This window comes from Streptomyces sp. NPDC047081, assembly GCF_040643775.1.
Lineage (GTDB): Bacteria > Actinomycetota > Actinomycetes > Streptomycetales > Streptomycetaceae > Streptomyces.
In genome coordinates this window covers 90224-103018 of record NZ_JBEYUY010000007.1, presented here as the reverse complement: position 1 = coordinate 103018, position 12795 = coordinate 90224, and the positions used below count along the sequence as shown (strand labels likewise).

Annotated in this window: 11 protein-coding genes; 6 read left to right on the top strand and 5 right to left on the bottom strand. The window is 70.6% G+C overall.

Annotated elements, in window-relative coordinates:
* Window positions 1-17 precede the first annotated feature (17 nt).
* Entirely contained in the window at window positions 18-974 is a 957-nt protein-coding gene (locus ABZ848_RS15525; RefSeq protein WP_360831223.1) for an FAD-dependent oxidoreductase, read from the top strand.
* A gap of 107 nt (window positions 975-1081) precedes the next feature.
* On the opposite strand, the gene ABZ848_RS15520 is transcribed toward ABZ848_RS15525, so the two are convergent.
* Window positions 1082-3031, bottom strand: a complete 1950-nt coding sequence (locus tag ABZ848_RS15520; RefSeq protein ID WP_360831220.1) for a Xaa-Pro dipeptidyl-peptidase — start codon at window positions 3029-3031, stop codon at window positions 1082-1084.
* Between the two features lie 173 nt (window positions 3032-3204).
* Between ABZ848_RS15520 and ABZ848_RS15515 the strand changes: the two genes are divergently transcribed.
* Window positions 3205-4680, top strand: a complete 1476-nt coding sequence (locus tag ABZ848_RS15515) for a M1 family metallopeptidase (RefSeq protein WP_360831218.1) — start codon at window positions 3205-3207, stop codon at window positions 4678-4680.
* On the opposite strand, the gene ABZ848_RS15510 is transcribed toward ABZ848_RS15515, so the two are convergent.
* From ABZ848_RS15510 to ABZ848_RS15500, 3 genes are read right to left on the bottom strand one after another with little or no spacing between them, the layout of a single operon-like run.
* Window positions 4677-5582 carry a PfkB family carbohydrate kinase gene (locus tag ABZ848_RS15510; protein WP_360831216.1) on the bottom strand — a complete coding sequence of 302 codons (906 nt, stop codon included), beginning with the start codon at window positions 5580-5582 and terminating at the stop codon, window positions 4677-4679. The two genes, ABZ848_RS15515 and ABZ848_RS15510, sit on opposite strands and share 4 nt — an antisense overlap.
* Window positions 5579-6067 carry a macro domain-containing protein gene (locus ABZ848_RS15505; protein ID WP_360831213.1) on the bottom strand — a complete coding sequence of 163 codons (489 nt, stop codon included), beginning with the start codon at window positions 6065-6067 and terminating at the stop codon, window positions 5579-5581. The genes ABZ848_RS15510 and ABZ848_RS15505 overlap by 4 nt, the downstream gene beginning before the upstream one ends.
* Window positions 6068-6109: 42 nt before the next feature.
* Window positions 6110-7531: an amino acid permease gene (locus ABZ848_RS15500; protein ID WP_360831210.1), complete on the bottom strand. Its 1422-nt coding sequence runs from the start codon at window positions 7529-7531 to the stop codon at window positions 6110-6112.
* Between the two features lie 86 nt (window positions 7532-7617).
* Here ABZ848_RS15500 and ABZ848_RS15495 point away from each other — a divergent pair, with 86 nt between their 5' ends.
* Window positions 7618-8349, top strand: coding sequence for a MerR family transcriptional regulator (locus tag ABZ848_RS15495; RefSeq protein WP_360831208.1), 732 nt, complete (start codon window positions 7618-7620; stop codon window positions 8347-8349).
* Here the strand turns inward: ABZ848_RS15495 and ABZ848_RS15490 are convergent.
* On the bottom strand, window positions 8326-9051 hold the full coding sequence (locus tag ABZ848_RS15490; RefSeq protein WP_360831205.1) for an SDR family NAD(P)-dependent oxidoreductase: 726 nt from the start codon (window positions 9049-9051) through the stop codon (window positions 8326-8328). The genes ABZ848_RS15495 and ABZ848_RS15490 overlap by 24 nt on opposite strands.
* Before the next feature lie 134 nt (window positions 9052-9185).
* On the opposite strand from ABZ848_RS15490, the gene ABZ848_RS15485 reads away from it, so the two are divergent.
* From ABZ848_RS15485 to ABZ848_RS15475, 3 genes are read left to right on the top strand one after another with little or no spacing between them, the layout of a single operon-like run.
* A complete protein-coding gene (locus tag ABZ848_RS15485; RefSeq protein ID WP_360831202.1) occupies window positions 9186-10214 on the top strand; it encodes an ABC transporter permease in 1029 nt (342 codons plus the stop codon).
* A gap of 34 nt (window positions 10215-10248) precedes the next feature.
* Entirely contained in the window at window positions 10249-11322 is a 1074-nt protein-coding gene (locus ABZ848_RS15480) for a sugar ABC transporter substrate-binding protein (RefSeq protein ID WP_360831199.1), read from the top strand.
* A 1-nt stretch (window position 11323) separates the two neighbouring features.
* Window positions 11324-12793 carry a sugar ABC transporter ATP-binding protein gene (locus ABZ848_RS15475; RefSeq protein WP_360831196.1) on the top strand — a complete coding sequence of 490 codons (1470 nt, stop codon included), beginning with the start codon at window positions 11324-11326 and terminating at the stop codon, window positions 12791-12793.
* Window positions 12794-12795: the final 2 nt, after the last annotated feature.

Below are 12795 nucleotides of genomic sequence, written 5' to 3'. Positions count from 1 at the left end.
TCCGCTACGGTCCGGGCGTGGAGAGCGGATCGAACAACGATGTCATCGTGGTCGGCGGCGGGATCATCGGCCTCACGACCGCCGTGGTCCTCGCCGAGCGGGGCGTACGGGTGCGGGTGTGGACGCGGGATCCCGTCGAGCGGACCACCTCGGCGGTTGCCGGGGCGCTGTGGTGGCCGTACCGGATCGAGCCGGCGGCGCGGGCGCGCGCGTGGGCGCTCAGGTCGCTGGACGTGTACGAGGAGTTGGCGGCGCGGCCCGAGGTGACCGGCGTACGCATGGTCGAAGGGGTATTGGGCGAGGCGGATCTGGACCAGGCCGAGGAGTGGGCGGCCGCCCGGGTGCCGGGGCTGCGGGCGTCGACGGCCGAGGAGTACGCCGGGTCCGGGATGTGGGCGCGGCTGCCGCTGATCGACATGGCGGCTCATCTGCCGTGGCTGCGGGAGCGGTTGCTGGCGGCGGGCGGGAAGGTCGAGGAGCGTACGGTGACCGACCTGGGCGGGGTGGCCGGGCCGGTGGTGGTCAACTGCACCGGGCTGGCCGCCCGCGAGCTCGTACCGGATTCTGCCGTACGTCCCGTGCGGGGGCAGCTCGTGGTCGTGGCGAACCCCGGCATCCGCACCTGGCTCACCTCCACCGGCGCCGACGGGGAGATGGCGTACTTCTTCCCGCAGCCGGGGCGGTTGATCCTGGGCGGCACGGCGGTCGAGGACGACTGGTCGCTGGAGCCGGATCCGGCGGTGGCCGAGGCGATCGTACGGCGGTGTGCGGCGCTGCGGCCCGAGATCGCGGGGGCGCGGGTGCTGGAGCACCGGGTGGGGCTGCGGCCGGCGCGGGATGCTGTGCGGCTGGAGCGTGAAGTTCTGCCTGGTGGGCGGGTGTTGGTGCACAACTATGGGCATGGTGGGGCGGGTGTGACCGTGGCGTGGGGGTGTGCGGAGGAGGCGGCCGGGCTGGTTTGTCCGGCCGCCTAGCGCTCCGCAGGGTGCCGCGATGGGTCGTTTGGCGTCTGCGGCGCCGTTGTGGCTGGTCGCGCAGTTCCCCGCGCCCCTAAAAGGGGCGCTGTCGTGCGCCCTGTTTCTTAGCCGAGCGGGATGCGGTGTGCGGTGCTCGGGTCGCGTACCCCCTTCAGGGTCGCGGCCGTGGGTGCCGTGGCCGACTTGCCTGATGTGGCCCGGGTGAACGCCGTCGCGCCGCCGACCAGTGGGACGTGGGCCGTGGTGTGGGTCAGGTCCAGGGTGAGGGTCGGTTTGTCGGTCGGCGGGTCGATGAGGTCCCTGTCGGTGCCCGCGACGATCAGGGCGAGGCGGTGGCCGGCCGGGACGACGTGGTCGGTGGCCGCGAGGTCGAGGGTGATGGTGTAGGCCTTGCCCGGGGTGAGCGGGACGCCCTTGACGTCGGAGGCGTAGTTGCCGAGGTCGGCCCAGCCGCGGCTGAACACCGTGTAGTCGACGTCCGCCTTCTTGGCCTGCGTGTTCTTGAAGCAGGCGCTGTCGCCCGCGGTGCTCGCGCCCCAGCAGCTGCGGTCGGTGAGGGTGGTGATGCCCTCGGCTGCGTCGGCGTAGTCCCGGATGGTGTCGGGGCCGAGGTCGACCAGGACGGCGGAGAGGTGGGCCGTCGGGGTGGTCGGGGTCGCGGTGATCGTCACCTTGGAGGAGCCGGACAGGCGCAGGTCGTGGGTGAGGGGTCGCGTCACGAAGCCGGCCTTGTCGGGGGTCGACGTGTCGATCTGGGCCGCCCAGTCGGTCTCGCTCTGCGTCGGGTCGTCGGTGAAGGTCTCGGTGCCCTTGCCCTTGGTGAGGCCGAGGGTGCCGACGCCCGCCTGGGTGCCGGTGGCCGGGCGCAGGGTCGTGGTGGTCGTGCCGGCCGGCGGCCAGGTCTTGGAGGTGACCCACTGGTCGGGGTGGCGCTCGATGTCGGCCATCGGCTCGCGGTCGATGCCGTTGTCGTAGCCGAGGAGTTCGTGGTCGAACCAGCGGTGAAGCGTGTCCACCCAGGTGGCGCGGCGGAAGTCGAAGGGGTCGACGTGGCCGGTCTGGGAGAGCCAGATCTTGCGCTCGACGCCGTTCTTGGCGAGGGCGTCCCACCACTGGCCGAAGTGCTTGGTGCGGACGTTGAGGTCCTGCATGCCGTGGATCAGGAAGACGCTCGCCTTCACCTTGCTCGCGTCCTTGACGTAGTCGCGCTCGGTCCAGAACGGCGTCCAGTCGCCGGTGCGCGGGGCGCCGTCGACGATCTTCTGCTGTACGGCGGCGCACTTGGCCCGCGCGTCGGGGCTGTCGACGTAGTCGGAGAGCCAGTCCGGGCCGGAGTCGTAGAGCGGGGCGCCCTTGGCGAAGTAGTAGTCGTACCAGGAGGAGATGCCGCTGATCGGGACGATGGTTCTGAGACCCTTTACGCCGGTGGCGGCGACGCCGTTGGCGATGGTGGCGTCCCAGCTCTTGCCGATCATGCCGGTTCTGCCGTTGGTCCAGCCGGCCTTGGCGGTCGTCGTGCCGGTGCGGGTGGTGTACGCCTTGGCGCGGCCGTTCAGCCAGTCGACGACTGCCTTCGCGGACTGGATGTCGCTGCGGCCGCCGACGTCCACGCAGCCGTCGGAGCGGTCGGTGCCGGCGAGGTCGACGCCGACGAAGGCGTAGCCGCGGGGCACGAAGTAGTTGTCGTAGAAGAGCGGCATCTGCACGACGTTGCCATTGGCGTCGTACGTCTTCTTCTGGCTCTCGTTGCCGCGGCCGCAGCAGGAGTAGTAGGGGCTGGCGTCCATGATGACGGGCACCTTGCGGCCCTGCTGGGCGGGTTCGCGCGGGCGGACGATGTCGGCGGCGACGCGGTCGGTCTTTCCGTCGCCGTCCCCGTCGAGTCCGGTGTCCACCCACACGGCCTCGCGGATGGCGTTGGCATAGGAGTAGACGGGCTGGCTCTCGCGCGCGGTCGCGTGGGCCGCCGCCGGGGCGATGAAGGCTGCCATGAGGACGGCGATCGCCGCCGTCGCGAGCGGTCTCCAGGTCGTGAAGCGCATGCGTATCGGCATGCGCGGACGTTACAACGGTCAACTCCCGTACAGAAAGGGGTAGTAGGAGGGCCGGGAGGAGTGATACGGCCGAATGGCGATCGTGTGACACGTGGGGCCGTGGACAGGTCTGCGCACACAGGGAATGAATAGGCTCCGAACAGACCTCGTGCCCCCACCACTTGGAGCCTTTCGTGCATCGCAGACTCATCGCGCCGGGCGCACTCGCCGCGGCCTCCCTGCTGCTGGCGATCCCGGCGTCGGCCGCGAGCTTCTCCCCCGGCGCGCCGGGCATCGGCGACCCCTACTACCCGGCCTACGGCAACGGCGGATACGACGTCTCCCACTACGACCTGCGTCTTCAGTACCAGCCCGCGACCGACGAGTTGGCGGGTACGGCGACGATCCTGGCGAAGACCACCGAGGACCTGTCGAGCTTCGACCTGGACTTCCTGCTGGACGTCAGCGAAGTGCGGGTGAACGGCGCCAAGGCCTCCTTCGCGAGCTCGGGCCGGCACGAGCTGGTGGTGACACCGAAGACACCGCTGGCGAAGGGGACGGCGGTCACCGTGGTCGTGCGGTACAGCGGGGTGCCGTCCTCGAAGAGCGCGTACGGCTTCAGCACCTGGCACCGGACGCCGGACGGGGCCGTCGCGGCGGACGAGCCCGAGGCGGCGTGGTGGTGGTTCCCGAGCAACGACCATCCGCTGGACAAGGCGACGTACGACGTGTCGGTCGCCGTGCCGGACGGCACGCAGGTCATCTCCAACGGGCTGCTCCAGTCGACGAGTTCACGGCTCGGCTGGACCCGCTACAACTGGCGGGAGAACAAGCCGCAGGCGACGTATCTGGCCACTTTGGCGGTCGGGAAGTTCGACGTCACGACCAGTACCTCCGAGGGCGGGGTACCGGTCGTCAACGCCTACAGCAAGGACCTCGGGGACAACGACGGGGCGGCGCGGGCGAGCGTGGAGCGGACCGGCGAGCTGGTCGACTGGCTGAGCGGCTACTTCGGGCCGTATCCGTTCAGCTCGGCGGGCGGGTACGTGCCGAACACGACCACCGGGTACGCGCTGGAGACGCAGACGCGGGTGTACTACAGCCCGCGGCAGTTCGCGAGCGGGTCCAACACCTCAGTGGTCGTGCACGAGTTGGCGCACCAGTGGTACGGGGACTCGGTGTCGCTCAAGGGCTGGAAGGACATCTGGATCAACGAGGGGTTCGCCCGGTACGCGCAGTGGCTGTGGTCCGAGCACGAGGGTGAGGGGACGGCGCAGGAACTCGCCGACTACGTGTACGCCTCGCATCCGGCCGACGACGCGTTCTGGACCGTGAAGCCCGGGGATCCGGGGCCGGACGACCAGTTCGACATCGCGGTGTACGACCGGGGGGCCTTGGCCGTACAGGCCCTGCGGAACGCGGTCGGGGACGACGCCTTCTTCGCCATCCTGAAGGGGTGGCCGCAGGAGCACGCGTACGGGAACGCCTCGGTGGCGGACTTCGAGGCGTACGCCGAGAAGGTGTCCGGGAAGTCGCTGTCGGCGCTGTTCGACGCCTGGCTGTTCCAGCCGAGCAAGCCTGCGGCGGGCGCGGTGAAGAGGGCGGCGGCGGTCGCGCCCGTACAGCCGAAGTCGTGGAAGAAGATCGAGGCGACGAACGACGTGCACTAGTCCTGACGCGCGCCGGCCTTCAGGAGCTCCTCGCGGGATATCGACTCCGTCTCCGTCGACGGGACCGTGCAGGCGTGGGCGCCCGCGATCGTGCCGTAGAGCGCGGCGCGCTCCGGGGTCTCGCGGTTCAGCCAGCCGTAGAGGAAGGCCGCGGCGAAGGCGTCGCCCGCGCCGTTGGTGTCCACCACCGGTGCGGGCGGCGCCGCGGGCGGGATGTGGGTCAGTTCGTCGTCGGTCAGCAGGTAGGCGCCCTTCGCGCCCGCCGTGGCGACGACGACCTCGGCCCTGCCGCGCTCGGTGATACGGCGCATCGTGCGCTCGGGGTTCGGGAGCGCGGTCGTGGACAGGAAGACCACGTCCGCCTCGTACGCGAACGGTTCGTGGTAGGGGTTCTCGCCGTCCCAGTCGTGCAGGTCGGTGGAGAGGGTCGCGCCCGCGGCTCGCAGGAGCGGGAGGGTGTGGGCGGCGGGCTGGGTGATGGCGACGTGTACGTGCCGGCTCGCCTCGGCCAGGGTGCGGACCGTGGTCTCCGGGAAGCGGTCGTCGGGGTGGGAGCGGCTCACGTCGTACAGGGAGAGCCTTCTGCCGTCGGGGCCGACGAGGTTCACGGCGCGCTTGGTCCCGGCGGGCTGGGGGATCGCCGTGAGCGCGATGCCCTTCTCCTCGTGCAGGGCGCGGACCAGGTCGCCCTCCGGGTCGTCGCCGAGCAGGTCGAGGTGGTGGACGCGGAGGCCGAGGGCGGCGAGGCCCAGGGCCACGAAGTCGCCGGTCTGGCCGGCGCGGGTGCGGATGCCCTGCTCGATCATGTAGCTGTCGGCGTACGGGAGCGGCAGCCGCGGCACGTGCACGATGGTGTCCACGCCGGCGCCGCCCAGCACGAGGACGTCGATCTCGCGGCTCAACTCAGGCCCTCCCCATGGTCGTAGACCGTGACGTCGACGCCCCGCCGCACCAGCCGCTCCACGATCAGCGGCTCGACGCGGGACCACTTGCCACCGGCCAGACCGCACCCTATCCGGGGCATGTGGACCGAGGCACCCAGCTCCAGGGCCTTGTCGGCGAGCTTGGCGAGGGCCGTGTCGATCGCCTCGTAGCGGACCGGGACGCCCTTGCTGCCGGTCTTCGTCCCGCGCTGGCCGATCATGTTGGCCACCCACACGTACTTCTCGACCTGGACGAACTGTGCCGCGCCCAGGCCGAAGTCGTTCGCCGCGCGGTCGCGGTGCCACGCGCGGTAGGCCGCCTCCGGCTGCGGCCAGCGGCGCGATATGGCCAGCACGAAGCCCTTCCCCCATCCCCCGATGTCGTTGCAGACATGGGCGATCACCTTGACACCCTTCGCCGACGGCGTGGTGGCGTCCCCCCGGATGTAAGTGATCTCCGACATGACGCCACCGTAGGCGATGCCACTGACAGTGGCGCCGGCCTGCTACTTCGTCAGCTGGGACAGCTCCGTGTCGGCCGCCCGGGAGACCCCGCGGCGGACCCCGAACCACCCGGCCACCAGCAACGCGGCGATCACCGGGATGAGCAGGAGGGTCTTGCGGCCGACCTCCGGGTCGTTGCCCATCGTGCCCAGGCAGACCAGCAGGAACGCGATCGTGGCGATCTCGGTGTACGGGCTGAAGCGGAGACGGAACGTGGGGCGGTCGACCAGGCCCGCCCTGGCGCGGCGGACGAAGACCAGGTGGCAGACCATGATGATCACCCACGTGCTGATGATGCCGAGGGAGGCGACGTTCAGCACGATCTCGAAGGCCTGGCTGGGCATCAGGTAGTTCAGGCCGACGCCGAGCACCCAGACCGCGCAGGTCAGCAGGATGCCGCCGTACGGGACCTGGCTGCGGTTCATGCGGGCCGTGAACTTCGGGGCCGAGCCCGCCATTGCCATGGAGCGCAGGATATGGCCCGTGGAATACAGACCGGAGTTCAACGAGGACATCGCCGCCGTGAGGACCACCAGGTTCATCACGTCACCCGCACCCGACACGCCGATCTTCGACAGGACCGTGACGAAGGGGCTCTCGTCCGCCGAGTACACCGAGCCTGGGAGGAGCAGGGCGAGCAGGACGACCGAGCCGACGTAGAAGAGGCCGACGCGCCACATGATGGAGTTCACCGCGCGCGGGACGACCTTCTCCGGCTCCGCGGTCTCGCCCGCCGCGACGCCGACGAGTTCGAGGGCGGCGGACGCGAAGATCACGCCCTGCATGACGAGGACCACCGGCATGACGCCGTGCGGGAAGATCCCGCCGTGGTCGGATATCGCGCTCAAACCCGGAGTCCGGCCGTCGACCTCGTGTCGCGTGGCCAGCAGGAAGATGCCGATCAGCATGAAGCCGACGAGTGTGGCGACCTTGATGATCGCGAGCCAGAACTCCATCTCGCCGAAGATCTTCACCGAGATGAGGTTCACGGCGAGGACCACGGCCAGCGCGATCAGCGCCAGCGTCCACTGGGGGATGTCCGTGAACAGGCTCCAGTAGTGCGTGTAGAGCGCGATCGCGGTGATGTCGGCGATGCCGGTGGTCGACCAGTTCAGGAAGTACATCCAGCCGGCGACGTACGCGCCCTTCTCACCGAGGAACTCGCGCGCGTACGACACGAAGGAACCGGAGGACGGGCGGTAGAGGACTAGCTCGCCGAGGGCGCGGACCACGAAGAACGCGAAGATCCCGCAGACCAGGTAGGCGAGGGCGAGGGCCGGGCCCGCGTTGTGCAGGCGGCCGCCGCCGCCGAGGAAGAGGCCGGTGCCGATCGCGCCGCCGATGGCGATCATGTTGACGTGGCGGGCCTTGAGGTCCTTGCTGTAGCCGGCGTCGCCCGCGTCCGCGGGCGCCTGCGATGGCACGGATCACACAGCGGCTCTTCTCACAGGCCCCACGAGCATCTCGTACGAGGTTTCGCAGTACTGGTGTGACAGCGATACTGCTGCACATGACGACCGACACCGGCAGCGGCAGCGACCTCGGGGAGCCGACGCTCACGATCGACGAACTGGCCGCGCGGGCCGGCATCACGGTCCGCACGGTCCGGTTCTACGGCACCAAGGGGCTGCTCCCGCCGCCGGTGATCGGGCCGCGGCGGGTGGGGCACTACGGGCAGCAGCACGTGGCCCGGCTCGCGCTGATCGAGGAGCTCCAGCACCAGGGCATGACGCTGGCCGCGATCGAGCGGTACATGGAGCAGCTGCCGCCGGACCTCAGCCATCACGACCTGGCCATCCACCGGGCCGTGGTGGCCTCCTGGGCGCCGGAGACGGTGGAGACGGTGTCCGCGGAGGAGCTCCAGCGGCGGGCGGGGCGGCCGCTGGGCGCGGACGACGTGGAGCGGCTCACCGCGATGGGCGTGGTGCGGCCGGACGGGGACGGGTACCGCGTCGACGCGGGGCTGCTCCGGCTCGCCGTGCAGCTGCTCGACGTACCGCTCTCGCAGGACGCGATCCTGGCGGCGCGGAAGGTGCTCGTCGCGCACTCGCGGGCCGCCGCGCACGAGTTGTCGCAGCTGTTCCGGGGCGAGGTGGCCGAGCGGGCCGAGGAGGACGTGAAGTCGCTGTCGGCGCACATGCAGCCCATCGTCGTACAGGCGCTGCTGACGACCTTCCAGCGGTCGCTCAGGGACGAGGTGCACCAGTGGCTCGCCATGTCAGAGGAAGGCGGATCCTCCTGACACGTTGAGGGTCTGGCCGGTGAGGAAGCCGCTGCCCTCGTCGACCACGTAGAGGAGGGTGGAGACCAGGTCGGACGGGTGCTGGGTGCGCTTGACGACCTGGCCCGAGCGGACCTCGTCGAAGCCGCCGGCGGCGCCGACCGTGCGCTCGGCGGTGGCGGTGCGGACCATGGTGGGCGCGATCGCGTTGACGGTGATGTCGTACGGGCCGAGGGCGGACGCGAGGGCCCGGGTGAAGCCGATCAGGCCGGCCTTCGAGGCGACGTACGGAACCATCGTGGGCGGCGCGGTGAAGACGGCGGCGGAGACGATGTTGACGATCCGGCCCCAGCCGGCGGCCTTCAGATACGGCAGCGCGGACTTGGTGACCAGGAACGGGGCCTCCAGGTTGACGCGCATGACCCGGCGCCAGTCCTCGGCGGTCGTCTCCTCGAAGGGTTTCGCGGGGTAGACGCCAGCGTTGTTGACGACGACGTGCAGGGTGCCGAACTGGTCGATCACCCGCTCCAGCCCCGCCCGTACCTGCTCCTCGTCGGTGACGTCGCCGACCAGCTCCAGGTAGTCGAGCACCTTCCCCGCGGTCTCCGGCTGCGGAAACAGATCCAGTCCGGCCACCCGGTACCCGCGCCCGGCGAGCGCGACGACGAACTCCTGCCCGAGGCCCTGTGCCGCACCGGTCACCAGGGCGGTACGCGTCTCCATGCGCCGAGTGTGATGACCCGTCAGCCGCTGGGCAAGGGCGCATTCCACTCGCTGAAACGACCTGGTTGCCGGTCGCGGCCGGGGGATCGACGCTGCCTGCGACGCCAGCGCCAGCCGTACGGGAGCCGTGCCCGATGACCGAGACCGAGCGTGCCGTGGACGACGCCGAGCGCGCCCGCGATCAGGGTGGCGGGCCGCGCCGGCGCCGGCCGCTGCCCCGGCGGCTGGTGCGGGACGAGCTGGGTGTGCTGGTGGTGCTGGCGCTGCTGATCGCGGGCATCGGCATCCCGTACCCGGACTTCCTCGACACCGGCAATCTGCTCTCCACGGCCCACAACTCGGTCTACATCTCGCTGATGGCGTGCGGGATGGTCTTCGCGCTGGCCATGCGCGAGGTCGATCTGTCGGTGGGCGGCACGTACGCGATGTGCCTGGTCGTGGGCGCGCTGCTGGTGCGGGACGGGCTGAATCCGTGGCTGGCGGTGCCGGTGATGCTGGTGACCGGGATCGTGCTCGGCGTCTTCAACGCGCTGGTGACGACGCTGCTCGCGCTGCCGTCGTTCATCGTCACGCTGGGCACGCTGATGCTGTACCGGGGTGTCGGGCTCGCGCTCGCCGACGGCAAGCAGATCACCGATCTGCCGCTCGGGAACTCGTTCTTCACCTTCGCGGGCGGCGATCCGGGCGGGGTGCCGTTCGCGCTGTGGGTGCTGCTCGCGGTGGTCGTCGTGCTCGCCGTGGTGCTCACCCGCTCCCGCTTCGGGGCGCGGGTGCGGGCGATCGGTTCCAATCCGGACGCCGCCGCCTTCAGCGGAATCCCCGTCGTGCGCACGCGAGTCGAGGCCCTCGCCCTGTCCGGCCTGACCACCGCCTGCGCCGCCTCCCTCGCCCTCGCCTTCTACGGCGCCGGCGACCCGACCCTCGGCCAGGGGTACGAACTCCAGGCCATCGCCGCCTGCATCATCGGCGGCACCCCGCTGGCCGGCGGCCGCGGCTCGGTCGTCGGCGCGGTGGCGGGCGCGATGATCCTGTCGGTCGTGGCCTCGGGGCTGGTGTTCTTCGAAGTACCCATCAACTGGACGTCGTTCGCGACCGGCGCGGTCATCCTCGTCGCCGTCGCGGCCGACAGCGCGCTGCGGCGCACCGGACGCCGACGCAAGTGAACACCCAGCCTGCGCAAGGCTCTTGGAGGCCGTGATGCGTGCCCGACTCCGTACGACCGCCGCCGTGCTCGGCGCCCTGGTGCTGCTCGGCGCCGCCGGCTGCGGGGACAACAGCCCCGGCGGCAAGGGCGGCAAGGGCGGCAAGCTGAAGATGGGCATCGCGGTCGCCAACATCTCGCTCAACTTCGCCCACGAGATGGTGCTCGGCGCCGAGAGCGCGGCGAGCCACGCGGGGAAGGTCGACTTCAAGGCGGTGGGCCCGCCCAACACCGACGGCCCGGCCGAGGCGCAGCTCTTCCAGAACCTCACCGCGACCGCGAGGGACGGCATCGTCCTGGAGAACCTCGACCCGCCGATCTTCACCCGCCCCGCCGCGCAGGCCGTCGACAAGGGCATTCCGATCGTCGCCCTGGACACCTCCCCCACCGAGGGCAGCAAGGTGAACTTCTACGTGGGCAACGACAATTACGCGCTCGGCGAGCTGATGGCGAAGGAGGCGCTGAAGCGGCTCGGCTCCGACCCGAAGGGGGAGATCGTGATCGGCGTGCCGAACCCGGGGACGCCGGTGCTGGACAACCGGGCGAAGGGCATCTCCGACACGTTCAAGAAGGAGGCGCCGGACGTGAAGGTGCTCGGGCCCTTCCAGACGTACAGCGATCCCGGGCAGAACTACAGTTCCTGGTCGGCGCAGGTGAACGCGCATCCGCGGGCGCTGGCCTTCCTCGGTGTCGGGGACGCCGACAGCTACAACCTCGCCAAGATCAAGAAGGCGCAGAACGGGAAGTGGCTGACGGCCGGGTTCGACGTCGACCCGAAGACGCTCGAAGCGGTCAAGGACGGCTCGAACTTCGTCACCATCGACCCGCAGCACTTCCTCAAGGGCTATCTCTCCACGGCGATCCTGATCGACTCGGTCCGCAACAAGGACGGCAAGCTGCCCGAGGGCTGGTTCCTCTCCCCCGGCGGGGTCGTGGATTCCTCCAACATCGACGACATCATCGCCCGCCAGAAGTCCTCGACGGCGGCCTACGACTGGTACAAGCCGACGATCGACAAGCTCCTCGCCGACCAGGACGCGAACATCAAGCCCCTGAAGGACGCCCGCTGAGATGACGTACGGCGACATCCTCGTGGCGGGGGGACTGATCAAGTCCTATGGCGGTGTACGGGCGTTGGACGGAGTGGACATCCGGCTGCGGGGCGGTGAGGTGCACGCGCTGGTCGGGGAGAACGGCGCGGGCAAGTCGACGCTGGTGCGGATCCTGTCGGGGGCGCTGTCGCCGGACGCGGGCGCGGTCCGGATCGGGAAGGACGCCCGGATCGCGGTCGTCTCCCAGGAGTTGAGCCTGTTCCCGGACCTGACCGTGCGCGAGAACCTCTTCCCGCTGGGTCCACCGCGCCGCTTCGGCCTGCTCGACCGGGCCGCCATGGACCGCGCCGCGCGCCCGGTCCTGGCGGAACTCGGCCTGGACGTCGACCCGCGCACAGAGCTGGGCGAACTCCCTCTGGCGGACCAGCAGTTGACGGAGATCGCGCGGGCCCTGCTCCGCGATCCCGGACTCCTCATCCTCGACGAGCCGACCTCCGCGCTCCCGGCCGCCGCCGTCGACCGCCTCGAACGCGTCCTGCGCACCCTCACCGGGCGGGGTATCGCCGTCCTGTACGTCACCCACTTCCTGGACGAGGTGATGCGCTTCGCGCAACGCGTCACCGTCCTCAGGGACGGGCAGGTCGCGCTGGCCGGCGTGCGCCGGGCCGAGGTCGACGTGCCGGAGCTGGTCACGGCGATGCTGGGCAGGCGGCCCCCGCAGAAGGCGCGCCGGACGCGGACGGTGGTGGACCTGCCGCCGCCCGTGGTGCTGTCCCAGGTGAGCGTGCCCGGGGAGCTGACCGACGTGACCTTCACGGTGCGCGCGGGCGAGGTGGTCGGGGTCGCCGGGCTCCAAGGGGCCGGCCATCTCAGCGCGTTGAAGGTGGTGTGCGGGCGTACGGCGATCTCGGCGGGGCGGGTGGACATCGCGGGCCACGGTCTTCCCCGCTCGCTCCGGGAGGCGGTGCGGGCGGGGGTCGCCTTCGTGCCGAGTGACCGGAAGCGGTACGGGCTGATGGTGGACCGCGCGGTCTGGGAGAACACGACGACGGTGAGCTGGCTGGCGCTGGGCCGCGGCGGCGTGCTGCCCTCCCGCTCCGAACTGGTGCGCCGTACGGCCGACTTGACCGAGCGGCTACGGCTGCGGGGTGGCCCGTACGACATCGTGGGCCGCCTGTCCGGCGGCAACCAGCAGAAGGTCGTCTTCGCCAAGTGGCTGGCGACGCAGCCGAAGATCGTGGTGCTGGACGATCCGACGCGGGGCGTCGACGTCGGCGTACGGGCCGAAATGCACCGGATCGTGGGCGAGTTGGCGGCGGGCGGCGCGGCGGTGCTGCTCGCGTCGACGGACCTCGCGGAGCTCACGGAGGTGTGCGACCGGGTGCTGGTGTTCGTGCGGGGGCGGATCACCGGGGAGGTGCACGGGGAGCGGCTCACGGAGCATGAGCTGGCGGTGGCGATGCAGCAGTCGGTGCCGGAATCCGGGTGACC

Coding starts and splice junctions, on each gene's coding strand:
- ABZ848_RS15520 (WP_360831220.1), bottom strand. CDS start 3,031: ATGCCGATACGCATGCGCTTCACGACCTGGAGACCGCTCGCGACGGCG.
- ABZ848_RS15505 (WP_360831213.1), bottom strand. CDS start 6,067: ATGTCGGAGATCACTTACATCCGGGGGGACGCCACCACGCCGTCGGCG.
- ABZ848_RS15495 (WP_360831208.1), top strand. CDS start 7,618: ATGACGACCGACACCGGCAGCGGCAGCGACCTCGGGGAGCCGACGCTC.
- ABZ848_RS15490 (WP_360831205.1), bottom strand. CDS start 9,051: ATGGAGACGCGTACCGCCCTGGTGACCGGTGCGGCACAGGGCCTCGGG.
- ABZ848_RS15485 (WP_360831202.1), top strand. CDS start 9,186: ATGACCGAGACCGAGCGTGCCGTGGACGACGCCGAGCGCGCCCGCGAT.
- ABZ848_RS15480 (WP_360831199.1), top strand. CDS start 10,249: ATGCGTGCCCGACTCCGTACGACCGCCGCCGTGCTCGGCGCCCTGGTG.
- ABZ848_RS15475 (WP_360831196.1), top strand. CDS start 11,324: ATGACGTACGGCGACATCCTCGTGGCGGGGGGACTGATCAAGTCCTAT.